Genomic DNA, 26,854 nt, shown 5'->3' with positions numbered 1-26,854 from the left:
TGAGCTGGTGTTTTCGGTGCCGTTGTGGCTGCCGCCATACCGGTTTGGTCGACCGGTACGCCATCACGTATGCTTTCGAAGCCTCCGGCGGGGCCGGATGGGAGCAAGTCCGTTCAACGTTGCGAGTGTGCAATGATGGCGGGGCCGCCCTCATCGTCTAGCGGCCCAGGACGCCGCCCTTTCAAGGCGGTAGCACGGGTTCGAATCCCGTTGGGGGCACGGTTCGGCTCAGGCCGGAGGCAACACCAGCAAGGTCCTGTGGAGCAGTTGGAGTGCTCGCCGCCCTGTCAAGGCGGAGGTCGCGGGTTCAAGTCCCGTCAGGACCGCAAGCGCTGACGCCGCGCAGCTAGCGCGGCGTTCTGCGTATCGGGGCATGTGACCCGCCCCAGCGGCGATCCCGCAGGTTGGGTAGCATGACCCGAGCACCACGGCCAGGTAGCTCAGTTGGTACGAGCGTCCGACTGAAAATCGGAAGGTCGGCGGTTCGACCCCGCCCCTGGCCACATAGCCTTTCGCCGGGCTATTGCGACGCCGACCAGCGGAAACGCCGGTCGGCGTTCTGCTTTGCGCCCCAGAAGGCCGGCGGCCCGGTCTGGCTCTCGTTGCCACCGGAATCCCCCAGTTGCGGCCTCCTATCGCACGTGGATCGCGCGGCCGGTGCTGCGAGATCAGGCTGCCTTCCAGGAATCAACCGATGGTTCAATCGTCGCGTGACCGAAGGATGGCCGATCCCGCTCCGCACCGCGCTCCGGCGCGGGCAGCAACTCGTCGCTGAGGTCCCCGCCTCCGCGCCTGGACGACGGGCCTGGGTCGCCATCCACCCGATCCGGCCCTCCGCCCCCGCCGGTGACAAGCAGGCCTTCAACCTGTTTCACCGCGAGTTCGACGCCAGCCACATTGACAACGACTGGTGCATCGGGCCAGGTGACGGCATGACCGACCTGCGGACCGCGCAGGCTCAGGACGAGAACGACCTGAAAGAGCTGCTCATCAGTTGGGGCGTCGAGCCGGGCCAGCTCACCTACGTCCATCGGACCGACTACCCCGTCTGACTCCGGTCGACAGCCACAAGGTCGACCATCTGCCCGGATCGCGTGGTCAGCGGGGGTGTGCCGGATCATGACCGCTGTTGACCGGCTGGGACACGTTACCGGCCCACGTGGCCGGCACGGCCGCGTGGTTGTCCGGCGGACGTGGCTTACCCCCGGGCTGCCGGGCCAGGACGGCTCGGCCGTGTCTCCGGCTCTCCGCGCGGCCGAGTGACGGTGGTGCCGGTGCTGACCGTGAGACAATGGGCAACGGTGTGTGTTGGAGGAGGTGGGTCGTGATGTCGAGCAACGCCGAGCGGATGTCCGAGTGGCCGACCGCGGAGCATGTGCCGGCGGAGGAGTTGGCCCGCCGTCAGGGCGTGCGGCCGGTCGCCTCCGTTGACGATCTGGCCCGCCCGGATCTGTTCGAGTCCGACGAAGAGTTGGATGACTTCCTCGCCGATCTGTACGCCTCTCGGCGGGCCAATGCCGCGTGAGCCTGGTCGTCCTGGACACCGACGTCGCGTCGGCGATCCTGCGAGGCCGACTGCATGACCGGCTTCGTGCCCGGCTGGCCGGTAAGACCCCGTGTATCACGTTCGTCACGCTCGGAGAGTTGACCAAGTGGACCGTGCTGCGGAGCTGGGGGCCGCGCAAGCTCGCTGATCTCGCGCAGTGGCGATCCGGCGTGGTGGTGCTGCCCTTTGACGAGGCGGTGGCGACCACCTGGGGCCAGCTCCAGGCGAGGGCGCAGCATCGGGGGCGTCCTCGGCCGACGAACGACTCTTGGATCGCGGCCTGCTGCCTGGTCGACCGGCTTCCGCTGGCGACCTTCAACGGCAAGGACTACGCCGACTTCGCGGAGTACGACGGCCTGCGCCTGTTCGACGTCTCTTAGCTGCACCGTCCCGGCCCGCCGCTACCCTACGTCAGCGGTCGGTGGCAGAGCCGAGTGCCGCTCGTGCCTGGAATCGGAAGGTCGGCGGTTCGACCCCGCCCCTGGCCACATAGCCTTTCGCCGGGCTATTGCGACGCCGACCAGCGGAAACGCCGGTCGGCGTTCTGCTTTGCGCACTCGGCTGGTTGATCTCAGCGCCGGAGCAGGGCGAACCAGCCCACCGCACTCACGACCAGCAGCAGTGCCAGGGCGAACAGGATCCGTCCGACCGCGATGGGCACGGGGGCGAGAAACGGCACCTGCTGCACGAGCAGGCCCGCACCGCACAGGGCGAGGCAGCCACCGCGACGGAGGGGTTGGGACCGCTGCCGCTCCGTCAGTCGCGCGGCCCGCGTCCAGACCACGGGAAACCGCCGCGTCACCGCGACCCGCAGGCCGAGCAGGACCACGGCAATGCTGAGGACCGCACCGACGAGACGCAGGGCGGTCAGTACCGGGTCCGAGTCATCCATCGTCACGGGAACGATCATGCATTTGGGTGTCAACGCCCGACCTCGGAGCTTGCATCCGGTACCTGGGTACCGGCTTACCGTCGAGGTATGAGTTCCCAGGGCATCATCGGAGCGGCGTGGGTGCCGGCTGCGTGCACCCTGCCGACAGCGGACCGACCGCTGCGGCTCGCCGAGTTCGACAGGTTCTTCGGCGCGGCCGTACGCGCGGCCGAGCGGGTGTCGGCGCAGCACCTGCGGTTGTGGCTGGACAGCGCGGCACAGGTGGAGCAGACGGCCCACGACCTGGCGGCCCGCGAGTCGTCGTGCTGCTCGTTCTTCCTCTTCGATCTGCTCCGGCCCGATCCGGATTCGCTGATCCTGGACGTTCGCGTGCCGGCCGGGCACGTCGACGTGCTCGACGCCCTCGCCGACCGGGTCGCGGCCGTACGGCGGCGGACATGACGTCGTACGGGCTGCGCAGTGGGGAGTTGGCCGACGCGGCCGGCGTCAACCGACAGACCCTGCGCTACTACGAACGGCGCGGCCTGCTCGCCGCCCCCCAGCGGTCACCGGGTGGGCACCGGATCTATCCGGCCGAGACGGTCGATCTCCTGCGGGTCATCAAGACGGCGCAGCGTCTCGGCTTCACGCTCGACGAGGTCGCCGATCTGCTGGACGCCGGCCGCCACCGGCACGGTCGTCGACCGGACGGCGGCCTGCGGGCCCGGGCCAGGAGCAAGCTCGCCGAGGTCGAGCGGAAGTTGGCGGACCTGACCGTCGTCCGCGACACCCTGCGCGCCGCCATCTCCGCCGGCTGTGACGACCTGGTCGCCTGCGCCGACAGTCCCTGCTGTCCGCTGCCCTTCGCCGAAATCGCGGAAAGAAGCCCGCGATAGCGCCCGCCGGCAGAATACATCGCCATGTCCGGGTATCATCGCCCTGTGGCGATTGATTGCACGTCCGCACCGACCCCGGCCGTGGCGCTGTTCCGTTCCCTCGGTGATCCGACCCGGCTGGCCATCGTGCGCCGTCTCACGGCCGGCGAGGCGCGGGTGGTGGACCTGACCAGCGAGTTGGGCATGGCCCAGTCGACGGTCTCCAAGCACCTGGCCTGCCTGCGCGACTGCGGCCTGGTCGACTACCGGGTCGAGGGCCGCCAGTCGTTCTACGGGTTGACCCGACCCGAGCTGCTGGATCTGCTGCGCTCGGCCGAGCTGCTACTGGCGGCCACCGGCGCGGCGGTCGCCCTCTGCCCCGTGTACGGCGACCCGGCAGAGGCGCGGGCGTGAGCACGTCGGCCGTCACGCCGCGACGGCGGGCGGTGCTGTCCCGGCGCAGTCTGTGGCTCGCCTACGCCACCGCCGGCTACAACCTCCTGGAGGGCCTGGTCGCCATCGCCGCCGGAGCGGCGGCCTCCTCCGCCGCGCTTGTCGGCTTCGGTCTGGACTCGTTCGTCGAGGTGTCCAGCGCGGCGGTGCTGATCTGGCAGTTCCGCTCCCGGGTCCCCGAGGACCGGGAACGGTTGGCGCTGCGGCTGATCGGCCTCTCCTTCTTCGCTCTGGCCGCCTGGGTGAGCGTCGACGCTCTCCGGTCGCTGGTGGGCGGTGCCGACGCCGAGGCCAGCCCGGTCGGGATCGGCCTGGCCGTGGCGTCGCTGATCGTGATGCCGCTGCTCGTCGCCGCCAAGCGACGCACCGGACGCGAACTCGGCTCCGCCACGGTCATCGCCGACTCCACCCAGACGTTGCTGTGCACGTACCTGTCCGCGGTGCTGCTCGTCGGCCTGCTCCTCAACGCCCTGTGGGGCTGGTCCTGGGCGGACCCGCTCGCGGCGTTCGTCATCGCCGGGGTCGCGGTCAGGGAAGGCGTGCAGGCGTGGCGCGGCGAGCACTGCGACGACTGCGGACCGGTTGGGATCGCCGAGACCGACGGGCGGACCTCGGACTGTGCCGACAACTGCTGCACCGACCGGGAGGTGTGACGCCATGGCCTGGCTCGCGCTTCTGCTCTACCTGATCGGGCTGCTGCTCGCGTTCGGTTGGCGCACGTTCGCCCAGTGGCGGCGCACCGGAGACACCGGCCTGCGACTCGACGCCGGCCCGGTCGGCCGGCTCCGGTGGTGGGCCAAGCTGCTGTTCGTCGCGGCCCTCGTGCTCGGCCTCGCCGGCCCGGCCGCCGCCCTCGCCGGCCTGCCTCCGCTGCCCGGTCTGGATCACCGACCGTTGCACGTGGCCGGCTTCGTCGTCACCGCCGTCGGCATCGGCGCGACACTCGCCGCCCAACTCGCCATGGGTGCCTCGTGGCGCATCGGAGTCGACCCGCACGAACGCACCGAACTGGTGACCGGAGGGGCGTTCGCGTACGCCCGCAATCCGATCTTCACCGCCATGGCCGTGACCATGCTCGGCCTCACCCTCATGGTGCCCAACGCCGCGGCACTCGCCGCCCTGGGCGTCCTGATCGTGGCGCTGCAGGTACAGGTCCGTGCGGTGGAGGAGCCGTACCTGATGGCCACCCACGGTGACGCCTACCGCCGCTACGCGGGACGCGTCGGCCGCTTCCTGCCCGGGCTGGGACGGCTCGCCGGCTGACGGTCGACCTCCTGCCGGTCAGGCGCAACGGATTGCGGCAAGTCGCGGCCTCCGGAGCGGGGGGAGAGCGCGAGTTGCGGGATCTCGTGCGGTGGCGGTTGGTCGGGCCAGCTGACTCCGACCGGCTCACCGGTCCTGCTGTCGGCGCTGCGCCATGCCGCTCTGGATCGCTTCCCACACGCTGCGCGCGGCATGTAGGAGCGTCTCCCCCGCCTGCTCGGCCAACTGCCGAGTGCTGGACGTCTCGTCGTCGCCGGACGGGCCGTGCTCCGACGAGGCAGCCCTTTCGCGGCCCCGGCCATCATGCCGGTCGGCCGCTTCCTCCGGTCCCGTTCCCCGGCCCACGTCCCGGCCTCGACTCGAATCCCGGTCCTCGGGCTGCTCCGTCTGGCGACCCTGGCTCGGGTCCCGGTCTCGGGCCTGATCGTCCTCCCGGCTTCGGCTCTGGTCCCGGTCCCGGTCCTGATCGTCCTCCCGGCCTTGACTCTGGATCTGCGCCTGGTTGTCCCGTTCGCGGCCGGGTGCCCGGTCGGCGACCGCACCGATGGCACCCACCTGCTGCCCCAGGTCGTCGGTCGCACCACCTGGTTGCCCAGCTCCCGGACCCGAACCGCCGGCCGCCGGACCCGACCCGCCCGGCCGCACCGCCGCCGGACCCGACCCACCGGCCGCCGGACCCGACCCACCGGCCGCCGGACCCGACCCACCGGCCGCCGGACCGGGCCCACCGGCCGCCGGACCGGGCCCACCGGCTGCCGGACCCGACCCGCCCGGCCGCTCCGCCGCCGGGCCCGGGCCGCCGGCCGCCGGCTTCGCAGGGCCGGTGGGATCTTCCCGCTCGCCGATCAGCCGGCCAGACGGTCGGTCCGCCCTCTCGGTGGACCGGGCGGTGACCGGTGCGGCCCGGTCCGTCGTCAGGCCAGGCCGCCGGACAGCGGGTTCGGCCCGGACCACGGTCCGGCCGGCGGCGGGCGCAGCAGCGGAGGCCACCTGCTCGACCACCCCGGCAGCATCGTCCGCCACCCGGGTCACGTCCGCCAAGGCCGCGCTCGCGGTGTGGGCCAGCGCGTCGATCACCTGCGGGTTCCGGTCGATGGTGGTCAGCGCGCGGTCGAGGATCGTCACCAGCTTCTCCAGGCGCACCTTCAGCAGGGCCTGCGCCTCCACGCCGTCGATGTCGAGTTCGACGCCCTCGACGTGTACGCGTACACCGGCGTCGAGCTGGAGCAGACCGGCGAGCCGGGCACGCAGGGACAGGTCGGCGTCCAACCGGTCCACGGAGAGCTTGATCGAGTTGACCGACACCTGCGGAACGTCGAGCAGCACGTCCGGCTCCGGCGCGTCGCTGCCGTCCGGACCGGCCAGCCGTCCCGCACCGGGCACCGAGAACTCTTCGCTGTCTGTCATGTTCCCGCTCCGCCTCACCGTCGCGGACCGCCCGGCGACGTCCCGCCGCGCATACCCGCTCTCCGGACGGCCATCCCGGCGGGGTGGCGGATCGACAGCGCCTGGTCAATCGACGTTGACGAGTACGGCGATCATCAGGCGGGACAGACATCGGAGGAAGCTGCGCACGGGGGCATGAGCCGGTATGGTCCGGGCCTATGGGACAGGGGATGGCCGATCCTACCGACATCCAGCAGGAACTTGAACGGTTCGCACTCCGCAGCACCCTGTTCGTCCCCGCCTCCGCCGACCGGGCGTACGAGGTCTTCACCGGACGGCTCGCCGACTGGTGGGTGATGGAGTACACCTGGTCGGGCCCCACCCTCCTGGCCGAGCTGGGCATGGAGCCCCGTCCCGGCGGGATGCTCTACGAGGTCGGGCCCTACGGGTTCCGCACCGACTGGGGGCGCGTGCTGACCTGGGATCCGCCCCGCCGCCTGGTGTTCACCTGGCAGATCAGCGCGGATCGCGCACCGGTGCCCGACCCGGCGCGGGCCAGCGAGGTCGAGGTGCTCTTCACCCCCGCCGAGGCCGGCACCCTCATCGAGGTGGCACATCGGCACTTCGACCGGCACGGCAGCGCCGCCGAGGGCTACCGGCGGGCGCTGACCGCCGGCTGGCACGAACTGCTCTCCCGGTACGCGGCGACACTGATCCACTCGCCCGCATGAGCGCCGAGCCGGGCGCGACCACCGACGCGGACGGTCAGGCGGCCCGCTGCCGCAGCGTCGCCACGGTCGAGCCGGCAAGCGTGAGCAGACACTCCGGCAGCAACCCGTCGGCGGCCGCCGCGCCGAACAGCGCCCGGGCGGTGTCCAGGTCGGCGTTGGCGTACGCGCTGACGAAGCGGGCCACCCACCGGGCGTCGTACCCGGCCTGGTCGATGCCGGGAAAATCGAGCGCGCAGGCTCCGGGCGGCACCGGATCCCCCACCATCGTCGCGGCCAGGCACCACGCCACGTCGTACGCACCGGCCAGACCGGCCCGGTCGACCACCGCGTCGAAGGTTCCCACCACCGCGTCGGAGTCCCCGTCGAGGGCCGAGCTGAGAATGGCGGCGGCGTCCTCGAACATCTGCTGTGGCGAGTCGGTCACGGACCGCACAGTACGGGTGCCGGTCAAGGAACCCACCACGGTTACTCTCCGCACATGGTGGAGGCGACCTGCGGATAGACCGGCCTCCACGGTCCCGCCGCCCGTCACGGCACGCTAGTCTGCGCAGCGGACCTTCGCCCGAGGAAGGACGACCATGTACATGTCGCGCGGCTCGCGGACGGCCATCCTGGCTGTCTGCGCCACGGTCCTGCTTGCCACCAGCGCCTGCGGGGAAGACCAGCCCGAGGAGGCGACCACCCAACAGGTGCGCCTCTACGGCACGGACGGCAACATGCTCAACTCCTACCCGGAGGCGTTGCAGGATCGCGCCGGCCTGGTCGACGGGATGAAGGGCACCACTCCGCTCACGCCGCTGCCGGACAACTTCAAGAACCGGCTACGGTCCGTGGACCCGAAGTTGACCGACTACCTCTACTCCGCCGAGGCGTACGACGCGGTGCTGATCAGCGCACTGGCGGCACAGCTCGCCGGGTCGACCGACCCCGCGGACATCGCCAAGCAGATCGTGGGCGTCACGAACAACGGCACCAGCTGCACCACCGCGAGCCAGTGCCTGCGACTGGCCCGCCAGGGCACCGACATCGAGTACCGCAGCGTGTCGATCACCCGGGCCGGCTTCACGGAAGCGGGCGAGCCGGCGACCGCCAGTTACGCGACCCTGCACTTCGACGGTCAACAGCTCAACGACGCCAAGACGGAGTTCGTCGGCGCCGGTGACGAGGCGGCGGCGAGCAAGAAGAAGCCACCGAAGGCGAAGCGGCAGAACGGCAACTTCCCCGACCCGAACAGCGGCGCCCCGCTGGTCCTGGGTGGCCTGCTCCCCAAGACCGGTGACCTGGCTATCGCCAATCCGCCGATCGCGGCCGGTGCGGCGCTGGCGCTCAAGGAGATCAACGCGGCCGGTGGGGTGCTCGGCGAGGACGTGGTCTGGATCGACGGCGACGACGGCACCAGCCCGACCGTGGCCAAGGCGACCGTGGCCAGCCACATCGACGCCGGCGTACACGTGATCATCGGTGCCGGTGGCTCGGGCATCTCCGCGGCCGTGCTGCCCGACGTGGTGGACGCCGGCCTGATCCTGTTCTCGCCGTCGAACACGGCGGCGGATCTGACCGAGGCCGACGACAAGGGTCTCTACTTCCGCACCGCACCGCCGGACAGTCTGCAGGGCCGGGCGCTGGCCGACGTGATTCTCCGGGACGGCCCGCAGAAGATCGCCATCGTGGCGCGTGCGGACTCGTACGGCAAGGGGCTCCAGGAGGTCGTCCGGGCCGAGCTGGAGCGGGCCGGCTTCGGTGGCGACAGGGTGAAGCTGCTCGGGTACGAGCCCGGGGAGGACGCCGAGGCCGCTCCGATCAACTTCGGTGAGGGCGCCAAGCAGATCAAGCAGTTCGGGGCCGACGCGGTGCTCATCATCGGCTTCAGCGAGTCCGCCGCGGTGATCCGGGCACTCGCCGACGCCGACGTACCGCTGGCGGCGCTCACCTCCTCCTGAGCCGGTCGGCATCGACGGCCGCACCGCGACACGGTGCGGCCGTCGCCGTTTCCGGGCGGCTCAGCGCCCGCGTCGCCGGTCCAGGAACTCCGTCATCCGGCGGTGCTTCTCCTCGTCGGCGAAGAGCACCGCCTGGCTGACCAGATCCAGCTGCGGATGCGCGGCGGTCGGGGCGTCCACGGCGAGCTTGGTCAGGCGCAGCGCCAACGCCGAGCCCTTGGCCATCTCGTCGATCAGGCCGTGGGCCGTCGGCAGCAACTCGTCGGGCGTGGCCACCACCCGGTTCACCAGGCCGATCCGCAGCGCCTCCGCCGCGTCCACCCGCCGGCCGGTGAACAGCAGTTCCTTGGCCAGCGCCTCACCCACGAGCGCCGGCAGCCGGTGCGTGGCGCCGGCACCGGCCAGGATGCCGAGCCGCACCTCCGGCTGGCCGAACACCGCCCGCGCCGAGCAGACCCGAAGATCACAGGCGTACGCCAGTTCGGCGCCGCCGCCCAGCGCCGGGCCGTCGATCGCCGCCACGGTCGGCATCGGCAACGCCCGGATCCGGGCGAAGGCCGCCGAGTTGATCGCGGCCAGTGCGTCCAGCCGGCCGCGCTCCCGCAACTGGGCGATGTCCGCCCCGCCGGCGAAGATCCCGTCGGTGCCGCCGGTCAGCAGCAGCATCCGGGGGTGTGCCTCCAACTCGGCGCAGACCTCGTGCAGCGCCGCGATCAGGTCGGTGTCGATGGCGTTGCGCTTCTCCGGCCGGTCCAGCGTGACCACCAGCCGGTCCGGTTGTTCCTCGACCCGCAGTCCGCTCATCGTGCCGCCTCCGGTGCTCCGGCACCGCCCGGGACACCGCCGGTGGTCGCCACCGGCTCGCTGCCGTCCGAGCGCATCCCGTCGGTCCACCGGTAGAAGCCGTGCCCGGACTTCTTGCCCAGCCGACCGGCGGCGACCAGTTCCACAAGCAGCGGCGGCGGCGCGAACCGGTCGCCATAGGCCGCCTGCAACGTCCGCGCGATGTCCAGGCGCACGTCCAGACCGACCAGGTCGGTCAGTTCCAGCGGCCCGATCGGGTGCCGGTAGCCGAGCACCATCGCCTTGTCGATGTCGGCGGGGCTGGCGACCCCGTCGGCGACCATCCGGATCGCCTCCAGCCCGAGGGTCACGCCGAGCCGTGACGTGGCGAAGCCCGGCATGTCGCGTACCACGACGGGATCCTTGCCCAGCCGGCCGGCGAGCGTGACGGCCGCGTCGGTGGTCTCCATCGCGGTGGCCGGCCCGACCACGACCTCCAGCAGCGCCATCGCCCAGACCGGGTTGAAGAAGTGCAGCCCGCAGAAGCGCTCCGGCCGGGTCAGCCCGGCCGCGAGATCGGCGATCGGGATGCTTGAGGTGTTGCTGCCCAGCAGCGCCGGCCGCAGCGTCTCCGCCTCGGCGAGCACGGCCCGCTTCAGGTCGGTCCGTTCCGGCACCGCCTCCACGATCACGTCCGGTGCCGGTGCCACCTCGGCGAGCCCGGCCCGCAGGGTGATCCGCGCCTGGTTGGCGTCCGCCTGCTCGGCGTCGAGCCTGCCGCGCCGCACGGCCCGCGCCCAGAGTTCGGCGAGCTGCCGCACCGCGGCGTCACCCCGCTCCCGGTCCACCTCGACCAGCTCCACGGCATGACCGCTGCCGGCCGCCACGTACGCGATGCCGAGTCCCATCGTGCCGGCGCCCACCACCACGAACCGTTCCGTCATCGCGCCACCACCGCACAGTGAGAATCCGCCCCCGGTCGACGCCCGTGGCGCGCGGGGTCGCAGCCACGCCGGGAATCAGGCCGTACGCTCCGCTCAGTCATGCTGCGACCCTATGCAGCGCCGGCTGCGGTCCCATGCGTGGGGGCGGACGGGATCGGGTACAGAGCGCCGACAACCGAGGGAAGGACGAGCAGATGAGCCAGGCACCGGAGACCGTGGACGGCACGGGCGCCGAGGGAATCGTCGAGACGCGCGGCGACGAGCGCGTCGAGCTGCTGCGTGCCGACACCAACAACGACGGCCGTACCGACGTGTGGGTGGTCGACACCGACGGTGACGGGAAGGCCGACCTGTTCCAGTTCGACACCGACGGCGACGGCAAGGTGGACGTCACGATGGTCGACATCGACGAGGACGGCCAGCCCGACGAGATCGTCGACGGCGATGGCGGGCTCCCCCCGGAGCCGCTGCCGCCGACCATCACGGTCTGAGACGTCAGGAAGGGCCCCTGACACCGCCTCCGGTGCGGCAGGGGCCCTTCCTGACGCTCTCGTGCGGCGCCGTCGCCGAGATCAGCGGGCCAGCCGCAGGGTGGCGAGATAGTACGGCGCGTCTTGGTTGTCCACGTCGACCAGCTGCCAGGGCGAGCCGTGCACCAGCTCGGCGAGTTCCTCCGGCGAACAGACCAGATAGTCGAACCAGGGTGTGCCCAGCTCGCGGTAGCGCAGCCGCAGCCGCAACTGCCCACCGAGGCGGCCCCGCCGCCGGTTGTGCTCGTGGTACGTGGTGTGCACCGGATCGCGGGTGCCGTACGGGTCGGTGCCGTGCGCGATCACCTGCGCGCCGGGTCGGGCCACCGCCGCCAGCGCGGCGAGGAACGCCGGAGCCCGTTCCCGCCCCTCCAGCAGGCCCAGGTTGTTGCCGAGCAGCAGGAAGGTGTCGTACCGCCGTCCGTTCGCGGCGTGCTCGTCCACGCTCGCGTGCACCAGATCGCGTACGCCCCGGCGGCGGCACACCCGCAACGCGCCGGCCGAGGTGTCCAGCCCGGTGACCGGTACGCCCCGCTCCTGCAGCAGCAAGGCGATCCGGCCGGCGCCGACACCGACGTCCAGCGTCGCGCCGCGCACCCGGTCGACGGCGCGGTGGTCGTGCGGCTGCCAGTCCTCCGGTCCGTCGAGATAGTGCGCGGCCGGTGCGCCGTTGACCAGCCCGTCGTCCCGCTCGATGATCTCGATGACCGGGCGGGGCAGGCGTCCGCCGGCCAGCGGCCGTGGACCGATGCCGGTCGCCACCGCCAGCGCGTCGCGCAGCAGTTCCCCGAAGACGTCACCGATTCGTGGTTCCCCCGTCACACGCTTCACGCTATCCGGCCGGTCAGTTGGCCGCAGCGCCCGTATCCTGGCGGCGTGACCACGTTGGACCGCCTCTCCGCCGAGAAGTACATCCTCCTGACGACGTTCCGGAAGGACGGTCGTGCGGTGCCGACCCCGGTCTGGGCGGTCCGCGACGGCGACGCCCTCGCGGTGTGGTCGGCGGCCGACGCCGGCAAGGTGAAGCGGATCCGCCGCAGCGGGCACGTCACCGTGGCTCCCTGCGACGTGCGCGGCCGACCGCACGGCGAGGCGGTGCCGGCCCGGGCGAGCCTGTACGACCCGGGCGCGACCAACCGCATCCGTGGCCTGATCAAGCAGAAGTACCGGGTGATCGGCCGGCTGACCCTGCTCGGCAGCCGGCTGCGCCGGGGCGAGGGTGGCACGGTGGGCATCCGGGTCGAGCTGACCGATTGACGTCGCGGCGGCCCGGTGCTCGGGTACGCCGGCCCCGGGCATGGCGAAGGGCGACGGACCAAGGTCCGCCGCCCTTCGTGAAGCTCTGTTATCAACCGTGTGGTCAGTCCCCCTGGCGCTGCTGCGGAATCTGTCCCTGCAGCAGTGCCCTGACCTCAGACTCGCGGTATCGGCGGTGACCGCCGAGGGTCCGGATGGCGCTCAGCTTGCCAGCCTTCGCCCAACGGGTCACCGTCTTCGGGTCGACACGGAACATCGACGCCACCTCGGCCGGTGTGAGTAGCGGCTCTGGTTCGTGCGTTCGCGATGCCATCGGTCACTCCTCCACATGTATAGACATCGGCCGGGGTCCCGCCGGCCGACGCGTCTCCCATGGTCCGGCTAGTCCCCGATGTCCGACATGGGCCGAACGGCCGAACGTCCCTAGACGGACGGATGAACCATGCCCGATTTATACGACTTTTACACGCCACAAAGTAACTTATTCGGACTCATGATCACGGTTCGTGATGCGTCAACTACGAAGCAGCCTCGCGTTGCGCCGGGAAATTGGGACATTAGGCCCCTAGTTGCAGCGCTCCAGAAGTTGCACCGCGCGCCATCGCGCGACCAGCTTGTCGTACGCCGCCGACGCCTCCTCCGCCTCGCCCCGGGACAGCCCGGCCAACCCGGCCGCGACCAGTTCCGGCGAGTCGTCCTCGGCCAGGGTCTCGTCCGAGAGCAGCTCGACCAGCCCGCCGTAGTCGAGTTCCACCACCGAGCGCGGATGGAACTCCTCCAGCCAGCGGGCCGCCTCCTCGACCGCCTCGGTGATCGGTGCGTCGCCGACCGACTTGCGGAGCACCGCGAGCGCCCGGGACGAGCGACGGCGGGCCTTGGAGATCTCCGTCCGGAAGCGCAGCGAGCGCCGGTCGGGGACGGTCACGTGGTTGCGCTCCTGCGCCTCGAAGAGCACGAACCAGCGCAGCGGTACGCCCCAGGTCGCGATCTGTTCGTGCACCCGGGGAACGCCGTGCTCGAGCACCCGGGCGCCGCTGCGCCAGTCCTCCACCACCGCCTTGGCCTGCCCGGCCAGCACCGGCGGCACGAAGGCGTCGGCCAGCACCGGCGGCACGCCGTCCCGCGCGCTCAACGCCGCCTCGGCCACCCGGATCCGCAGATTCCACGGGCACACCAGCAGCGTCTCGTCGGTCTCCAGCACGTACGCCTCGTCCGGCAGGTCCGGCAGCCGCGTCCACCCGGCACCGAGCGCCTCGATGACCGAGGTCCGCTGCCGGCCGGGCCCCTCGACCGGGGCCACGGCCCGCCCCTGCTCGACGTAGCGCCGCCAGTAGGACTGGCGGTCCCGGTCGAAGGCGGTCAGCGGCTCGTACACGCGCAGGTATGAAGCGAAGAGCGACGGCACGGCGCGATCCTCCCACGAACGGCAAGCCGAGCGTTGCTCGGCGTCACCGGGCGACCTGGCGCGGCGCAGGAGCAACCCGGGCCAGGCTCGCGCGCCGCTCGTCCGCGGCGGAGGCGGGGCCGGGACGGACCGCCCGAGGGGCGGGACGGCGAGCACTGGGGTACGGCGCGACGCCCGCCGAGACTAGGCTCGCAGCACCGGCAGCATCCCCGCCGGCTGACCAGGTCCGCGCCTCACAAGGGCGCCCGCCGACACAGGAGCCAGTCATGGGCGTATTCGCCAGCACGGACGACCCGGAGTCCACGGGTCACGAACAGGTCGTGTTCTGCCAGGACAAGCAGACCGGCCTGAAGGCGATCATCGGCATCTACTCCACCGCGCTGGGTCCCGCGCTCGGCGGCACCCGGTTCTACCCGTACGACAGCGAAGAGGCCGCGCTCGCCGACGTGCTCGACCTCTCGCGCGGCATGGCGTACAAGAACGCCCTCGCCGGCCTGGACCTGGGCGGCGGCAAGGCGGTCATCTGGGGCGACCCCGAGCAGATCAAGAGCGAGGCGCTGCTGCGCGCCTACGGCCGCTTCGTGGAGTCCCTCGGTGGTCGTTACTACACCGCCTGCGACGTCGGCACCTACGTGCCGGACATGGACGTGATCGCCCGGGAGACCCGGTACGTGACCGGCCGCAGCGTCGAGCACGGCGGGGCGGGCGACTCCTCGATCCTCACCGCCTGGGGTGTCTTCCAGGGCATGCGGGCGGCGGCCGAGCACGTCTGGGGCGTGCCGACGCTGCGCGGTCGGCGGGTCGGCGTCGCCGGGCTGGGCAAGGTCGGCAAGTATCTCGTCGGTCACCTGTCGGAGGACGGGGCCGAGGTGGTCGCCACCGACGTGAACCCGCGAGCCCTGGAGTGGGCGCGTACCACCCACCCCGAGGTCCACCTCGTCGACGACGCTTCCGCCCTGGTCGCCGCCGACATCGACGTGTACGCCCCGTGTGCCCTCGGCGGCGCGCTGGACGACGACACGGTGGTGGCGCTGCGGGCCAAGGTGGTCGCCGGGGCGGCCAACAACCAGCTCGCCCACTCCGGCGTGGAGAAGCTGCTCGCCGACCGGGGCATCCTCTACGCGCCCGACTACGTGGTGAACGCCGGCGGTGTGATCCAGGTCGCGGACGAGATCGAGGGCTTCGACTTCGAGCGGGCCAAGTTGCGCGCCACCCGGATCTACGACACCACGCGGGAGATCCTCCGCCTGGCCGACACCGACGGTGTGCCGCCGGCCGTGGCGGCGGACCGGCTGGCCGAGCGGCGGATGGCCGAGATCGGCCGGCTGCGCGCGATTCACCTGCGCTGACGACACGCCGTCGGGGCGGGGCACGGTGGTCCCGCCCCCGACACCCGGGTCGGGCTAATCTGAACATACGACGTGTTCGTGGAGATTTGCCTCATGTCACGACCGTTCCCGGCATCGCTCCTTACCGGGTACACTGGGTGACGTCCTGATGACCGCAACGCGCGGTCGCGGTCGTAGGTAACCCGAGGTGCCGAACGGTGGCATCCCCATGTACCGTAAGAGCCACGAGAGATGCCTGACGTCATCGGGGCCCGCCTTCGGGCTGCCCCGCATTCTGTGCGAGGGGGTCGAGCCATGGGGCGCGGCCGTGCTAAGGCCAAGCAGACAAAGGTGGCCCGGGAGCTGAAGTACCACTCCCCGAACACCGACCTCGCCGCCTTGCAGCGAGAACTCGGCGGCAGCGGCAAGTCGGACCGCAACTTCGACGACGACTACAAAGAGTACGTCGACGATGACGAGGACCACTCCGACGACGACCCGGACAACTGGGTCCGTCCGACCCGCTGACCCCCGGTCACATCTGAGCACGCGGTGACTCCCCGCGTGCTCACGCATGTGCCCGCTACGCGGCGGCGTGCAGCACCTGACGAGCCGAGGGCCCACCACGGCCGGACCATGCTCCGGCGCGTGACGGGCCCTCGGCACCGACGGGTCAGCGGGGACGGTTGTTCCAGTTGTAGAACGTCGGGATGTTCTCGAAGTGGTTCCAGGCGCAGACCGCACTGGCTCCGTCGCCACCTGCCACCTCCGCCCGTAGTCGACGCGCGACCTCGGCCTCGTGGAGCAGGGTGTTGAGTCCGGCAGCGACCGCCCGCACCCGGTCGGCGACCCGGTCGGGTTCGTCTCCCGTCGCGGTCTCAGGCTGCCGGTGACTGGTGGTCTCGGGCATGCTCCAACACTCCCTCCAGTAGGCGGATCTTGCTGTTGCGGCAGTGCTCGGTCTCCGTACCGTCAAAACGCCCCAGCTCGAAGTAGCGGTTGGCCGCGTGGCCTCCGCCGCAGAAACCGAAGTACGGGCAGGCGGAGCGGCACGCCTCCACGCCGTCGATGAACTCACCGACCCAGGCTGTGCGCTCCGCGGCGGCCAGGATGGTGTGCAACGGGGTGGTGAGCACGCTTCCGCTGGAGAAGTCGCCGTAGCGCGGATCGGTGAAGCCGGCCAGTTCGGGCGAGAGCACCACGACCGAGCCGTCGTACGCCACCGTCGGTATCGGGTCGAGCCGGTCGGGCAGCAGGTCGTCCGTCGCACCGTCCAGCACCGCCGCGGCGTACCGCAACGACCACTCCACCTCCCGCAGGTGGATCCGGGGATCCCGCCGCCAGGCCGAGACCAGCTCGGCCCAGAACCCGGTCACGACCGGGGCGGCGTGGGCGTTGTCCCGGGTGTTGACGCCCTCGGTCTCCTCGATGTTGACACCGAGCACCTCACAACCGAGGTCGAGGAAGTAGTCGTACAGCTCGGTGGCCCGGCCGGGGGACGGGTCGTTGACCACCGCGAGAGCCGAGAACGGCAGCCCGTGCCGACGCAACGCGGCCACCCCGCGAACGATCCGGTCGTACGCCGGCCGGCCCGCCCGGCTGACCCGTTCACCGTTGCGTTCCCGTGGCCCGTCCACGCTCACGCTCACCCGCATCCGGTGCCGGGTGAAGAACTCGCACCAGGCGTCGTCGATCAGGGTGGCGTTGGTCTGGACGTGGTGCTCCACCTCGGGCCCGAAGGGCGCCATCAGCGCCGCCAGTCGCTCCCGGCCGGCGGCCAGTGGCTCCCCGCCGTGCCACACCACCGAGAACCGGTCGGTGGCCGCCCAGCGGTTCACCGAGGCGGCCACCGCCTCGGCCACCGCCACCGGCATCTGCCGGTCCGCCGCCCGGAACGGCAGGTAGCAGTACGCGCAGTCGAGATTGCAGAGGGTGGTGGGCTGCATCACGACGTACGACGGGACGGTGGCCAGGCCCCGCATCCCGCCCAATGACCGTCCCCGCGCAGCCATCGCCCTCCTCCGTAGCGGTCTTGGGCTGCCGGGCGCGACCCGGCCTGGGCGCGCCCCGCAGCTCTCGAGGGTGCCCTTCAGGCTAGGCGGCGACGGCCACTCGGGTGAAGCCCTGATCAGGTGGTCGGACGATCAGCGCAAAGTCATCATCCTCGGGTGTGCTGCCCGACCATCCGCACCTCACCGGTGCCCTCGATGATCTCGCCGGCCTGCCAGGCGTCGACGCCGCGCCCGGTGAGCGTGGCCAGCGCCCGGTCGGCGTCCTCCGCCGACACGATGGCGAACATGCCGACGCCCATGTTGAAGGTCGCCTCCATCTCCGGGTCCTCGATCCGGCCCTTGGACTGGACCAGGTCGAAGACCGGCTGCGGCTTCCACGTCGCCCGGTTGACCACGGCGTCCACGTGTTCCGGCAGGATCCGCACCAGGTTGCCGGGGATGCCACCGCCGGTGACGTGGGCCAGCGCCCGCACCTCGGCCTCGGCGATCAGCTTGAGGCAGTCCTGCGCGTAGATCTTGGTCGGGGTGAGCAGCTCCTCGCCGAGGGTGCGCTGGCGACCGAAGTCGTCGATCACCACGTCCAGTCGCATCCGGCCGGCGCCGAGCAGCACGTGCCGGACCAGGGAGTAACCGTTCGAGTGCAGGCCCGACGATCGCATGGCGATCACCACGTCGCCCACCTCGACCCGCTCGGAGCTGAGGATCTCGCTCTCCTCCACCACACCGACACCGGTGGCGGAGATGTCGTACTCGTCGGGGCGCAGCACACCCGGGTGCTCAGCGGTCTCGCCACCCAGCAGCGCGCAGCCCGCGTACCGGCAGCCGTCGGCGATGCCGGCGCCGATCTCGGCGACCTTGTCCGGCACGACCTCGCCGGTGGCGATGTAGTCGAGCAGGAACAGCGGCTCCGCACCGCAGGCGACCAGGTCGTCGACGACCATCGCGACGAGGTCGATGCCGACCGTGTCGTGGATGTCCATCTGCTGGGCGATCACCAGTTTGGTGCCGACGCCGTCGGTGGAGGAGGCCAGGATCGGGTGCTTGTACTTCGTGGTGTCCAGCCGGAACAGGCCGGCGAAACCGCCGAGGTCACCCATCACCTCCGGCCGGCGGGTCTGCTTCACCTTCGACTTGAGCAGCTCCACAGCACGGTCACCCGCCTCGATGGACACGCCGGCGTCCGCGTACGAGACCGCGCGTTTGCGCGCCGGCCGGCCGGAGCCGGCCGTCCAGGGCTGACGGTCCCCGCCAGCGCCGCTCGGGCTGCTTCCTGCGCCGCTGCGCTCGGACACGTGCGTCACGGTTCTCCCCTTAGTGGTTCTCGGCTGTCGCGTCGACGGTGACCGGCGCCGCAGCCGGGTGGTGCTACGGGCGGTTTGTGGTCGCCGACGGTTTGAGGTCGCCGAAGCTGTCGAGTTGCGGGACGAGTTGCTCGGCGGATCCGATCTCGTCGGCCGAGTGGTTGGCGACCCGGCGGCCGATCCCTTCGAGCACGTGCTTGCCGATCAGGTTGCCGACCGGCAGCTCGATCGGGTACTCCCCGTCGAAGCAGGCGCGGCAGAGTCGGGTCTTCGGCTGCTCGGTCGCGGCGATCAGGCCGGACAACGAGACGTACCCCAGCGTGTCCGCGCCGATCGAGCGCCGGATGCCGTCGTTGTCGAGGCCGTTGGCGAGCAGTTCGGCGCGGGTGGCGAAGTCGATGCCGTAGAAGCACGGCCAGGAGACCGGCGGCGAGGAGATGCGTACGTGCACCTCCACCGCGCCGGCCTCGCGCAGCATCCGCACGATCGCGCGCTGGGTGTTGCCGCGGACGATGGAGTCGTCGACCACGACCAGACGCTTGCCCCGTACGTTCTCGCGCAGGGGGTTGAGCTTGAGCCGGATGCCGAGCTGGCGCAGCGTCTGCGACGGCTGGATGAAGGTACGGCCGACGTAGGGGTTCTTCACCAGACCGGCGCCGTAGGTGATGCCGGATCCCTCGGCGTAACCGATCGCCGCCGGCGTGCCCGACTCGGGCACCGGGATCACCAGGTCGGCGTCGACCGGGTGTTCCTTGGCCAGTTGCCGCCCGATCTGCACCCGGGCGGCGTGCACGTTGCGGCCGGCGATGGTGGCGTCCGGGCGGGCGATGTAGACGTACTCGAAGAGGCAGCCCTTGGGCTCGGGGGCGGCGAACCTGGTGGACCGCAGCCCCTCCGCGTCGATCGCGATCAGCTCGCCCGGCTCGACCTCGCGGACCACGCTGGCACCGACGATGTCCAGCGCGGCGGTCTCGCTGGCCACCACCCAGCCGCGCTCGAGTCGGCCCAGCACCAGCGGACGCACGCCGTGCGGGTCGCGCGCGGCGTAGAGGGTCGACTCGTCCATGAAGACGAAGCTGAACGCGCCGCGCAGTCGCGGCAACACCTCCAGCGCGGCCGCCTCGACGGAGAGATCCGGCCGGCTGGCCAGCAGCATGGTGACCAACGAGGTGTCGTTCGTCGAACCGTCGGTGCCCAGGCCGCGCTCGGCCACCTCACGCTGCAGCTCGGCCGTGTTGACCAGGTTTCCGTTGTGCGCCAGCGCAATGGTGGTGCCCGAACTGGTCGCCCGGATGGTCGGTTGGGCGTTCTCCCAGGTCGACGCGCCGGTGGTGGAGTAACGGGCGTGCCCGATCGCGACGTGCCCGCGCAGGCTGGCCAGCGTGGGCTCGTCGAAGACCTGGGCCACCAGGCCGAGATCCTTGTAGACCACCACGCCGGAGCCGTCGCTGACCGCTATGCCGGCCGCCTCCTGCCCCCGGTGCTGCAACGCGTACAGCCCGAAGTAGGTCAGGTTGGCGACCTCTTCTCCCGGGGCCCAGACGCCGAAGACACCGCACGCGTCCTGGGGGCCGGGTCGCTGGGGATCAAGGTCGTGGCTCAGCCGGCCGTCGCCTCGGGGCACCTGCCGCTCCCTCTTGCTGGTCTGGACTGGCCTGGCGGAACCACGGGGGTTGCTCCGCACCTCTCGGCCGGGGACCACACTGTCGTCGCCTGACAGTGTACGCGAATCCATGTCGCCACATACAGTCACATTATCGGCGCTCTGTGTCATCCGGTCTCGGCCGTCACCGCAGTTCGAGGGGGAGATAGGCGGACAGGTCCGCGCGAGCGCCACTCGCCTTTACGCGACCCTCCGTGACCGCCCGCGCCCAGTCGAGTCGTCCCGCGGCCAGACCGAGCCAGGTTTCCGGATCCATCTCCACCGTGTTCGGGGGAGTACCGCGGGTGTGTCGCGGCCCCGGAACGCACTGAACTGCACCGTAAGGTGGGACTCGCACCTCCACCGATCGGCCGGGGGCGCGGTCCGCGAGGAGGGTCAACAGGGCCCTGACCGCCTCACGGAGCACCGACCGTTCGGGTGCACGCCCCTCATCGAGCGCCGACAGTGCCGCCGCGACCGAGGCGGACTTATTGTACGGAGAGGACACGACGGGACGATACGGCGTGACCGCGCCGGCCGTCACGCTGGCCCTGGGTCGCGCCGATCCGGCCGGACAAGGCATAGTTGCCGACGGCGTATTCGTACCGTGATGTTCCCCCGCCCGGCACCCGCCGGACAGGGGAGGTCAGTCCGGAAGGCGGTGGACGTGTCAACACACCGACGAGCCTGGCACAAGCGGGCCGGTGTGGTCGTGGCGCTGATGATCGGTGCCCTGCTCGCCGTCCCAGCCACACCCGCCTTCGCCGCCTCCGTCAACGTCGTGCCCGGCTCGGTGACCGTCAATGCGGGGAGCGACGCCACGGTGACCGTGCAGGTCACCCCAGGCGATGACGACACCAGCGCCGAGATCAGTCTGACCGGTCTCCCATCCGGAGTGAGCTGCGCCAGGGGCTGCGGAAGCATCCAGTTCAACGGGCCAGCGCCCAGGACCCAACTACTGACACTGCGGGCCAACGACAACGCCCGGAACGGTTCCAGCGGCGTCACCGTCCAGGTACAGCCTGACGAATCCGAACCCGCCACCGCCAACCTGCAGCTGACAGTTCGTGGTGAGCAGGCGCCACCGCCGCCGCCGACGACGCAGGCGCCGCAGACGGTGCGGTCGATCTCCGGCAAGGTCGTCAACCAGGGCGGCGAGGCGGTGCCGAACGCGTACGTCCTGCTCAAGGACAGCGCCGGGAAGCAGCGGGACACCACCACCAACGGCGACGGCAACTTCCGGTTCACCGGCAGCAGCGACAACCCGATCGCGCCCGGACGGATCGACATCGGCGCGAGCGCCGACAACAAGAACGCCGTGGTGAGCTTCACCGCCAACGCCGGGCAGAGCATCACCGGTCGGCGCATCACCCTCCCGATCGCGGCGGCCTCGGAGAGCCCGAGCGCCAGCCCGTCGGCCAGTGAGTCGGCGGTGCCGACCGAGGACCCGTTCGAGGACGAACTCGGCGCGGACGAGGAGACGGCCGCCGAGAGCGCCGCCGCCCAGGCCCCGGCCTCCAACGAGGACTCCGGTGGTTTCGGCAACTGGCTGCTCATCCTGCTGGGTGGTCTCTTCGTGGCCGTCGGTGTCGGCACGATCGTGCTGCTGTGGATGAAGCGCAAGGAGAACGAGGACGGCGAGCCGGACGGTGACGTGCCCGCCGGTGCTCCGGCCGGCGCGGTGCCGGCCGCCCGTGGCTCGTTCGCCGGCGCGGACGACCAGACCCGGGTGGTGAACCGGGTGGGTGCCGCACCGGACCCGACGATGGTCGGCGGTCCCGGGTTGGCCAACGCGCCGACGATGATGCACCAGCCGGTGGTCGACGACGTTCCGCCGGACCCCTACGGCGCACCGCCGCAGCCCTACGGCGCCGCGAGCGGACCGGGTGGCTGGTCCGGTGGTGGCGGCGGCTACGGCGACGAGCCGGGCGGTTACGGCGCTGCGGGCTACGGCAACGCCCCCTCGTCCGGCAGCGGCTACGGCAACGCCCCGTCCTCCGGCGGCGGCTACGGCAACGCCCCGTCCTCCGGCAGCGGCTACGGCAACGGGCCGGCGTCGGGCGGTGGCTACGGCAGCCGCGACTACGATGCCGGCAACTCCGGCCCGGACTATCCCCCGGCGGGCGGCGGCTACGGCGAGCGGTACGACGAGCCGACCGGCCGCTACCAGGGCGAGGAGACGGCCTACCCGGCCCCCGCCGACCCGTACGCCACCGGGATGTACCAGCCGGACGCCGGCGGCCCGGGTTACGGCCAGTCCGAGCCGGGCGGTTACGGGCGGAGCGAGGCCGGCGGCGACTACGGCCGCAACGAGCCCACCGGCGGGTACGGTCAGAGCGACCCGACGCGGGGTTACCGTCACGGCGAGCCGGGCGGATACGGCCAGAGCGACGCGACTCGCGGCTACGGCGAGGGTGAGCCGGGTGGCGGCTACGGCCAGGCCGACCCGAACCGGGGCTACGCTCCGGGTCAGTCGGGTGGCGGCTACGGCGCGTCGCCGAATGGTGGATACGACCAGCCGGCCGGAGGCTACGGCCAGGACGCCGGGCACCAACGCGGTGGCTATGACAACACCAGCTACGACAACGCCTACGACCAGGGTGGCTACGGCGGCGCATACGGCCAGGACGCGCCGTCACGTGGTGGGTACGACCAGGGTGGTTACGGCGGCGGCCAGGGCAGCGGCGGGTACGGCCAGGAGCCCCCACGCCAACGCGGTGGCTACGACGAAGGCTATGACCAGGGTGGCTACGGCCAGGGCGGCTACGGTGACCCGGCACAGGCCGGCCGCAGCCGACCGGACGGCGCACCCCAGGACCGTGGTGGCCGCCGCCTGGACTGGCTCGACGACTAGCTGACGTGCCGGCCCGCCGGACCACACTGGACCGAACGACCTCATGTCACTCAGAAAGCTTCATGTCTGAGTGACATGAGGTCCGCGCTACTCATCGTCGCCCACGCGCGGCGGGTGCGGACTCACGGTCCGGCCGACGCCAGGCACCGCGGGCGGTCAGGCAGCGGAGAAGACGCCCTGACGCAGCAGTGGGATGACGTCGGAGGCGCCGAGGCGCACCGCGATCTCGACATCCTCGGCGAAGCCGCCCTCGATCAGCTCCCGGCCGGAGACACAGCCGCGGACCGCCGCCGGTATGTCGGGGATGCTGGCCAACGCGGCCAGTGCCGTGGCCGCCTCCACCGAGAGCCCACCGGGCGCCCCGGAAAGGGCGTCCAGCACGCTGGCCGCGCCCAGCTGATCCTCCACCGACGGGCGCAACGATCCGTCCGGCCACCGTTCACCGGCGGCCACCACGCCGACCGGGGCGGCAGTCGAGCCGTACCCCCGGCTGGTCAGCCACCGCCCGACGGCGCGGGCGTTGCGCAGGTTGGCCGCGACCACCGGTAGTCCGGTGGCGCTGGCGGCAGCGCTGATCGCCGATCCGTTCGGCGACGGCAGCACCAGGTCGGTCACCACCGGGGCCCGACTCAGCGCGGCCGGGGACAGCGACCACGGATGGTCACGGGTGACCTGCCGACGGCCGGTCGCGGCGACCGCACCGACCCGGCGCGCGTAAGCGGCGGCCTGCTCGCCCCAGGGGAACGGGTGCACGCGCATCCCCCGACCCACCGCCACCTCGACGGTGGTGGTGAACGACAACACGTCCACCACCACCAGTGCGGCGCAGACCCGGCCGAGTTCGGCCGCACCCGCCAGGCCCCAGTCGAACCGGACCCCCGATCCGGGTTGGGCGGACACGGCCGCGGCCAGCGCCTCAGCGCTCGTCGGGCGCGGGGGGCTGCTCGGTGTCACCGTGCTGCGGAGCGTCCGCCCCGGATGCCTCGTGGCTGCCCGCCGAGTCAGCCGGACCGGTGGCCTCGGCCGACGGCGGGGTTGCCGCGACGCGACCGGTACGCACCGGCGGGGTGGCCCGCTCCGCCGGCCGGTCGGCCGCCTCCTCGGTCTGGTCCACCGACGGCGCGACCTCGGCCGACGGCGGTGCGGACTGAACCTCGCCGTCGATCTGCTCGGCCTGCTGCCGGCTGGTGGCCTGCCCCGAGGCCGGCTCGACAGCGGTCGTCGCACCGGGTGCTTCGGCCTGCGCCGCCGCGTCCTGGTCGACCCCGTCGGCCGGCGCGTCGATGACGACCTCGGCGACTGCCGGTGCGGTCACCTCGAACGGCTGCACGCCGCCGAACAGCGCCGGCAGGGTGCCGGTGTACGCCTCGCGCAGCTCGTCCAGGCTGATCCGGAACTGGCCGTGCACCTCCAGCGCGTTGGCCGTCGGGTCGGTGACACCGATCAGCTCCCACGGCACGCCGTGCTCACCGCAGAGCGCGGTGAACGCCTTCTCGTGACCGCGCGGCACCGAGACGAGCACCCGGCCGGCCGACTCGCTGAACAGGAAGACGAACGGCATCGAGGCGCCCTCGAAACGCTCCGGCACCGCGATCCGGGCCCCGACGCCGTGGCGCAGGCAGGACTCGGTCAGGCTCTGCGCGAGACCACCGTCGGAGAGGTCGTGCGCGGAGCTGAGGTGCCCGACCCGGGCCGCGTCGGCCAGCAGGCCGGCGAGCTGCTTCTCGCGGGCCAGGTCGACGTGCGGGGGTACGCCGCCGAGGTGCTGGTGGGCGACCCAGGCCCACTCCGAGCCGGAGAGTTCCACGTGCGTCTCGCCGAGCAGGAAGAGCTGGTCGTGGTCGGCACCGGCGCGCGGGACGAAGCCCGACGCCACCCGGTCGGCCACGTTCTCCAGCACCCCGAGCACGCCGACGACCGGCGTCGGGTGGATGGCCGCCGCCCCGGTCTGGTTGTAGAAGCTGACGTTGCCGCCGGTCACCGGGATGCCCAGCTCGGCGCAGCCGTCGGCAAGGCCGCGGACGGCCTCGGCGAACTGCCACATCACGCCCGGGTCCTCGGGCGAGCCGAAGTTCAGGCAGTCGGTGACCGCGATCGGCGTCGCGCCGGTCACCGCCACGTTCCGGTACGCCTCGGCCAACGCCAACTTGGCACCCTGGTACGGGTCGAGCCGGGCGTACCGGCCGTTGCCGTCCACGGACAGCGCCACGCCCAGCCCGGTGCGCTCGTCGATGCGGATCACACCCGAGTCCTCCGGCTGGGCGAGCACGGTGTTGCCCAGCACGTAGCGGTCGTACTGCTCGGTGACCCAGGTCTTGTCGCAGAGGTTGGGCGAGGCGATCATCCGCAGCACGGTCTCGCGCAGCGTGTCCGGGTCGCCCGGCCGGGGCAGCGTCTCGGCCCGGTCGGCCTGGAGCAGGATCAGGTCCGCCGGCTCGCGCATCGGCCGGGCGTAGACCGGCCCGTCGTCCACGAGCGAGCCCGGCGGCACGTCCACCACCAGGTGGTCCCGCCAGGTGATGTGCAGCCGGCCCGGCGAACCGTCCGGCTCGGGGGCGGTGACCTCGCCGATCGCGGTGGCCCAGACACCCCACTTCTCGGCGGTCTTGAGCACCGCCTCCAGCTTCTCCGGCGCGACGACCAGCAGCATCCGCTCCTGGGACTCGCTGGCCAGGATCTCGTGCGGCTCCATCGAGGGCTCACGCAGCGGCACCCGCTCCAGCCACACCCGCATGCCGGTGCCGGCGGAGGCGGCCGTCTCGGTCAGGGCGCAGGTCAGACCGGCACCGCCGAGGTCCTGGATGCCGACGACCAGTTCGGCGTCGTACAGCTCCAGGCACGCCTCGATCAGCAGCTTCTCCATGAACGGGTCGCCCACCTGCACGGACGGGCGACGCTGCTCGCTGCCTTCGGTGAAGGTGGCGCTGGCCAGCACCGAGACGCCGCCGATGCCGTCCCGGCCGGTCTTGGCGCCCATCAGCACCACCACGTTGCCGGGGCCGGTGGCTTCCTTCTTCTGCAGCCGGTCGACCGGCAGCACACCCAGGCAGAGCGCGTTGACCAGGGGGTTGCCCTGGTAGCAGGGGTCGAAGACCACCTCGCCACCGATGTTGGGCAGACCGAGGCAGTTGCCGTAGCCGCCGACACCGGCGACCACGCCGGGGAGCACCCGGGCGGTGTCCGGGTGGTCCGCGGCGCCGAAGCGCAGCGGGTCCATCACCGCCACCGGACGGGCACCCATCGCCAGGATGTCGCGGACGATGCCGCCGACACCGGTCGCCGCGCCCTGGTACGGCTCGACGAAGCTCGGGTGGTTGTGCGACTCGACCTTGAAGGTCACCGCGAGTTCGTCGGAGATCCGCACGACCCCGGCGTTCTCCCCGATGCCGGCGAGCATCCGGTCGCTCGGCGGGGCCTTCTCGCCGAACTGCCGCAGATGCACCTTGCTGGACTTGTAGGAGCAGTGCTCGCTCCACATGATCGAGTACATCGCCAGCTCGGACTGGGTCGGCCGGCGACCCAGGATGTGCCGGATGCGGTCGTACTCGTCGTCGGCGAGCCCCAGCTCGGCGTACGGCTGAAGCTCCTCCGGGGTGCCCGCGGCGCGCGGCACGGTGTCCACTCCGTCGGCCCAGTCGGTGGCCGCCGGGACGGCGGCGTGCCGGGCCGGAGCGGCCGGCTGTGCCGGCACCGCCTCCGGGTTCTCCCGCACCGGGTCCGGGTGCGTGGTCAT

30 protein-coding genes and 3 tRNA genes are annotated in these 26,854 nt (G+C 71.7%); 18 read left to right on the top strand and 15 right to left on the bottom strand.

Features of this window, described 5'->3' with window-relative positions; all coding sequences use genetic code 11:
* Positions 1–146 precede the first annotated feature (146 nt).
* The 6 genes from V5O40_RS04535 (at position 147) to V5O40_RS04510 (ending at position 1,926) form a co-directional block, all read left to right on the top strand.
* Positions 147–219, top strand: a tRNA-Glu gene (locus V5O40_RS04535).
* A 33-nt stretch (positions 220–252) separates the two neighbouring features.
* Positions 253–326, top strand: a tRNA-Asp gene (locus V5O40_RS04530).
* Between the two features lie 103 nt (positions 327–429).
* A tRNA-Phe gene (locus V5O40_RS04525) sits at positions 430–503 on the top strand.
* A 138-nt stretch (positions 504–641) separates the two neighbouring features.
* Complete coding sequence (locus tag V5O40_RS04520) at positions 642–1,052, top strand: hypothetical protein (RefSeq protein WP_332904273.1); 411 nt, start codon at positions 642–644, stop codon at positions 1,050–1,052.
* Between the two features lie 275 nt (positions 1,053–1,327).
* The gene (locus V5O40_RS04515; protein WP_332904272.1) at positions 1,328–1,525 is read left to right on the top strand and encodes a hypothetical protein; all 198 of its coding nucleotides are present in this window, start codon (positions 1,328–1,330) and stop codon (positions 1,523–1,525) included.
* Entirely contained in the window at positions 1,522–1,926 is a 405-nt protein-coding gene (locus V5O40_RS04510; RefSeq protein WP_332904271.1) for a type II toxin-antitoxin system VapC family toxin, read from the top strand. Before V5O40_RS04515 ends, V5O40_RS04510 begins: the two co-directional genes overlap by 4 nt.
* Before the next feature lie 191 nt (positions 1,927–2,117).
* Here the strand turns inward: V5O40_RS04510 and V5O40_RS04505 are convergent, their stop codons facing one another.
* On the bottom strand, positions 2,118–2,444 hold the full coding sequence (locus tag V5O40_RS04505; RefSeq protein ID WP_332904270.1) for a hypothetical protein: 327 nt from the start codon (positions 2,442–2,444) through the stop codon (positions 2,118–2,120).
* Positions 2,445–2,525: 81 nt separating this feature from the next.
* Between V5O40_RS04505 and V5O40_RS04500 the strand changes: the two genes are divergently transcribed.
* From V5O40_RS04500 to V5O40_RS04480, 5 genes are read left to right on the top strand one after another with little or no spacing between them, the layout of a single operon-like run.
* Positions 2,526–2,879 carry a hypothetical protein gene (locus tag V5O40_RS04500; RefSeq protein WP_332904269.1) on the top strand — a complete coding sequence of 118 codons (354 nt, stop codon included), beginning with the start codon at positions 2,526–2,528 and terminating at the stop codon, positions 2,877–2,879.
* Positions 2,876–3,313, top strand: a complete 438-nt coding sequence (locus V5O40_RS04495; protein ID WP_332904268.1) for a MerR family transcriptional regulator — start codon at positions 2,876–2,878, stop codon at positions 3,311–3,313. The genes V5O40_RS04500 and V5O40_RS04495 overlap by 4 nt, the downstream gene beginning before the upstream one ends.
* Positions 3,314–3,358: 45 nt before the next feature.
* Positions 3,359–3,706, top strand: coding sequence for an ArsR/SmtB family transcription factor (locus tag V5O40_RS04490; RefSeq protein ID WP_332904267.1), 348 nt, complete (start codon positions 3,359–3,361; stop codon positions 3,704–3,706).
* Positions 3,703–4,398 (top strand): cation transporter, encoded by a 696-nt coding sequence (locus V5O40_RS04485; protein WP_332904266.1) that lies wholly within the window; start codon positions 3,703–3,705, stop codon positions 4,396–4,398. Before V5O40_RS04490 ends, V5O40_RS04485 begins: the two co-directional genes overlap by 4 nt.
* Before the next feature lie 4 nt (positions 4,399–4,402).
* Entirely contained in the window at positions 4,403–5,008 is a 606-nt protein-coding gene (locus V5O40_RS04480; protein ID WP_332904265.1) for a methyltransferase family protein, read from the top strand.
* A gap of 126 nt (positions 5,009–5,134) precedes the next feature.
* Here V5O40_RS04480 and V5O40_RS04475 read toward each other — a convergent pair whose 3' ends face one another.
* Positions 5,135–6,415 carry a hypothetical protein gene (locus V5O40_RS04475; RefSeq protein WP_332904264.1) on the bottom strand — a complete coding sequence of 427 codons (1,281 nt, stop codon included), beginning with the start codon at positions 6,413–6,415 and terminating at the stop codon, positions 5,135–5,137.
* A gap of 197 nt (positions 6,416–6,612) precedes the next feature.
* Between V5O40_RS04475 and V5O40_RS04470 the strand changes: the two genes are divergently transcribed.
* Positions 6,613–7,125, top strand: coding sequence for an SRPBCC family protein (locus V5O40_RS04470; RefSeq protein ID WP_164446642.1), 513 nt, complete (start codon positions 6,613–6,615; stop codon positions 7,123–7,125).
* Between the two features lie 34 nt (positions 7,126–7,159).
* On the opposite strand, the gene V5O40_RS04465 is transcribed toward V5O40_RS04470, so the two are convergent.
* Entirely contained in the window at positions 7,160–7,549 is a 390-nt protein-coding gene (locus tag V5O40_RS04465) for a hypothetical protein (RefSeq protein ID WP_269740386.1), read from the bottom strand.
* A gap of 154 nt (positions 7,550–7,703) precedes the next feature.
* Here V5O40_RS04465 and V5O40_RS04460 point away from each other — a divergent pair, with 154 nt between their 5' ends.
* On the top strand, positions 7,704–9,065 hold the full coding sequence (locus V5O40_RS04460; protein ID WP_332904263.1) for an ABC transporter substrate-binding protein: 1,362 nt from the start codon (positions 7,704–7,706) through the stop codon (positions 9,063–9,065).
* Positions 9,066–9,125: 60 nt separating this feature from the next.
* Here the strand turns inward: V5O40_RS04460 and V5O40_RS04455 are convergent, their stop codons facing one another.
* Together V5O40_RS04455 and V5O40_RS04450 are read right to left on the bottom strand one after the other, a co-directional pair.
* Complete coding sequence (locus V5O40_RS04455) at positions 9,126–9,869, bottom strand: enoyl-CoA hydratase/isomerase family protein (protein WP_332904262.1); 744 nt, start codon at positions 9,867–9,869, stop codon at positions 9,126–9,128.
* Positions 9,866–10,792, bottom strand: coding sequence for a 3-hydroxyacyl-CoA dehydrogenase family protein (locus V5O40_RS04450; RefSeq protein WP_332904261.1), 927 nt, complete (start codon positions 10,790–10,792; stop codon positions 9,866–9,868). The genes V5O40_RS04455 and V5O40_RS04450 overlap by 4 nt, the downstream gene beginning before the upstream one ends.
* A gap of 194 nt (positions 10,793–10,986) precedes the next feature.
* Here V5O40_RS04450 and V5O40_RS04445 point away from each other — a divergent pair, with 194 nt between their 5' ends.
* Entirely contained in the window at positions 10,987–11,283 is a 297-nt protein-coding gene (locus V5O40_RS04445; RefSeq protein ID WP_332904260.1) for a hypothetical protein, read from the top strand.
* A gap of 81 nt (positions 11,284–11,364) precedes the next feature.
* Here the strand turns inward: V5O40_RS04445 and V5O40_RS04440 are convergent, their stop codons facing one another.
* Positions 11,365–12,144 (bottom strand): class I SAM-dependent methyltransferase, encoded by a 780-nt coding sequence (locus tag V5O40_RS04440; RefSeq protein WP_332904259.1) that lies wholly within the window; start codon positions 12,142–12,144, stop codon positions 11,365–11,367.
* A 54-nt stretch (positions 12,145–12,198) separates the two neighbouring features.
* On the opposite strand from V5O40_RS04440, the gene V5O40_RS04435 reads away from it, so the two are divergent.
* Positions 12,199–12,579: a PPOX class F420-dependent oxidoreductase gene (locus V5O40_RS04435; protein ID WP_269740392.1), complete on the top strand. Its 381-nt coding sequence runs from the start codon at positions 12,199–12,201 to the stop codon at positions 12,577–12,579.
* Between the two features lie 103 nt (positions 12,580–12,682).
* On the opposite strand, the gene V5O40_RS04430 is transcribed toward V5O40_RS04435, so the two are convergent.
* Together V5O40_RS04430 and V5O40_RS04425 are read right to left on the bottom strand one after the other, a co-directional pair.
* Entirely contained in the window at positions 12,683–12,892 is a 210-nt protein-coding gene (locus tag V5O40_RS04430; protein WP_007073996.1) for a BldC family transcriptional regulator, read from the bottom strand.
* A 252-nt stretch (positions 12,893–13,144) separates the two neighbouring features.
* Entirely contained in the window at positions 13,145–13,984 is an 840-nt protein-coding gene (locus V5O40_RS04425) for a hypothetical protein (protein ID WP_269740393.1), read from the bottom strand.
* Positions 13,985–14,250: 266 nt separating this feature from the next.
* On the opposite strand from V5O40_RS04425, the gene V5O40_RS04420 reads away from it, so the two are divergent.
* Both V5O40_RS04420 and V5O40_RS04415 read left to right on the top strand, forming a co-directional pair.
* On the top strand, positions 14,251–15,333 hold the full coding sequence (locus V5O40_RS04420; protein ID WP_332904258.1) for a Glu/Leu/Phe/Val family dehydrogenase: 1,083 nt from the start codon (positions 14,251–14,253) through the stop codon (positions 15,331–15,333).
* Between the two features lie 294 nt (positions 15,334–15,627).
* Positions 15,628–15,840, top strand: coding sequence for a DUF3073 domain-containing protein (locus V5O40_RS04415; protein ID WP_093403828.1), 213 nt, complete (start codon positions 15,628–15,630; stop codon positions 15,838–15,840).
* A 145-nt stretch (positions 15,841–15,985) separates the two neighbouring features.
* On the opposite strand, the gene amcA is transcribed toward V5O40_RS04415, so the two are convergent.
* From amcA to V5O40_RS04390, 5 genes are all read right to left on the bottom strand, one after another.
* Complete coding sequence (gene amcA, locus V5O40_RS04410; RefSeq protein ID WP_332904257.1) at positions 15,986–16,222, bottom strand: multiple cyclophane-containing RiPP AmcA; 237 nt, start codon at positions 16,220–16,222, stop codon at positions 15,986–15,988.
* A complete protein-coding gene (amcB, locus tag V5O40_RS04405; protein ID WP_332904332.1) occupies positions 16,191–17,294 on the bottom strand; it encodes a cyclophane-forming radical SAM peptide maturase AmcB in 1,104 nt (367 codons plus the stop codon). The genes amcA and amcB overlap by 32 nt, the downstream gene beginning before the upstream one ends.
* A gap of 176 nt (positions 17,295–17,470) precedes the next feature.
* Positions 17,471–18,625: a phosphoribosylformylglycinamidine cyclo-ligase gene (purM, locus tag V5O40_RS04400; protein ID WP_332904256.1), complete on the bottom strand. Its 1,155-nt coding sequence runs from the start codon at positions 18,623–18,625 to the stop codon at positions 17,471–17,473.
* Between the two features lie 64 nt (positions 18,626–18,689).
* The gene (purF, locus tag V5O40_RS04395) at positions 18,690–20,249 is read right to left on the bottom strand and encodes an amidophosphoribosyltransferase (protein ID WP_269740397.1); all 1,560 of its coding nucleotides are present in this window, start codon (positions 20,247–20,249) and stop codon (positions 18,690–18,692) included.
* A gap of 163 nt (positions 20,250–20,412) precedes the next feature.
* Positions 20,413–20,775 (bottom strand): sterol carrier family protein, encoded by a 363-nt coding sequence (locus tag V5O40_RS04390; RefSeq protein WP_332904255.1) that lies wholly within the window; start codon positions 20,773–20,775, stop codon positions 20,413–20,415.
* Between the two features lie 99 nt (positions 20,776–20,874).
* Between V5O40_RS04390 and V5O40_RS04385 the strand changes: the two genes are divergently transcribed.
* Positions 20,875–23,121: a carboxypeptidase regulatory-like domain-containing protein gene (locus V5O40_RS04385; protein ID WP_408631825.1), complete on the top strand. Its 2,247-nt coding sequence runs from the start codon at positions 20,875–20,877 to the stop codon at positions 23,119–23,121.
* Between the two features lie 156 nt (positions 23,122–23,277).
* On the opposite strand, the gene V5O40_RS04380 is transcribed toward V5O40_RS04385, so the two are convergent.
* Positions 23,278–24,033 (bottom strand): 2-phosphosulfolactate phosphatase, encoded by a 756-nt coding sequence (locus V5O40_RS04380; RefSeq protein WP_332904331.1) that lies wholly within the window; start codon positions 24,031–24,033, stop codon positions 23,278–23,280.
* Between the two features lie 4 nt (positions 24,034–24,037).
* Positions 24,038–26,854: a phosphoribosylformylglycinamidine synthase subunit PurL gene (gene purL / locus V5O40_RS04375; RefSeq protein WP_332904253.1), complete on the bottom strand. Its 2,817-nt coding sequence runs from the start codon at positions 26,852–26,854 to the stop codon at positions 24,038–24,040.

Origin of the sequence: Micromonospora palythoicola (assembly GCF_036689795.1) — a bacterium.
Lineage (GTDB): Bacteria > Actinomycetota > Actinomycetes > Mycobacteriales > Micromonosporaceae > Micromonospora > Micromonospora palythoicola.
The sequence above is the reverse complement of the archived record's forward strand: the minus strand, read 5'-3'. Positions and strand labels throughout refer to the sequence as shown.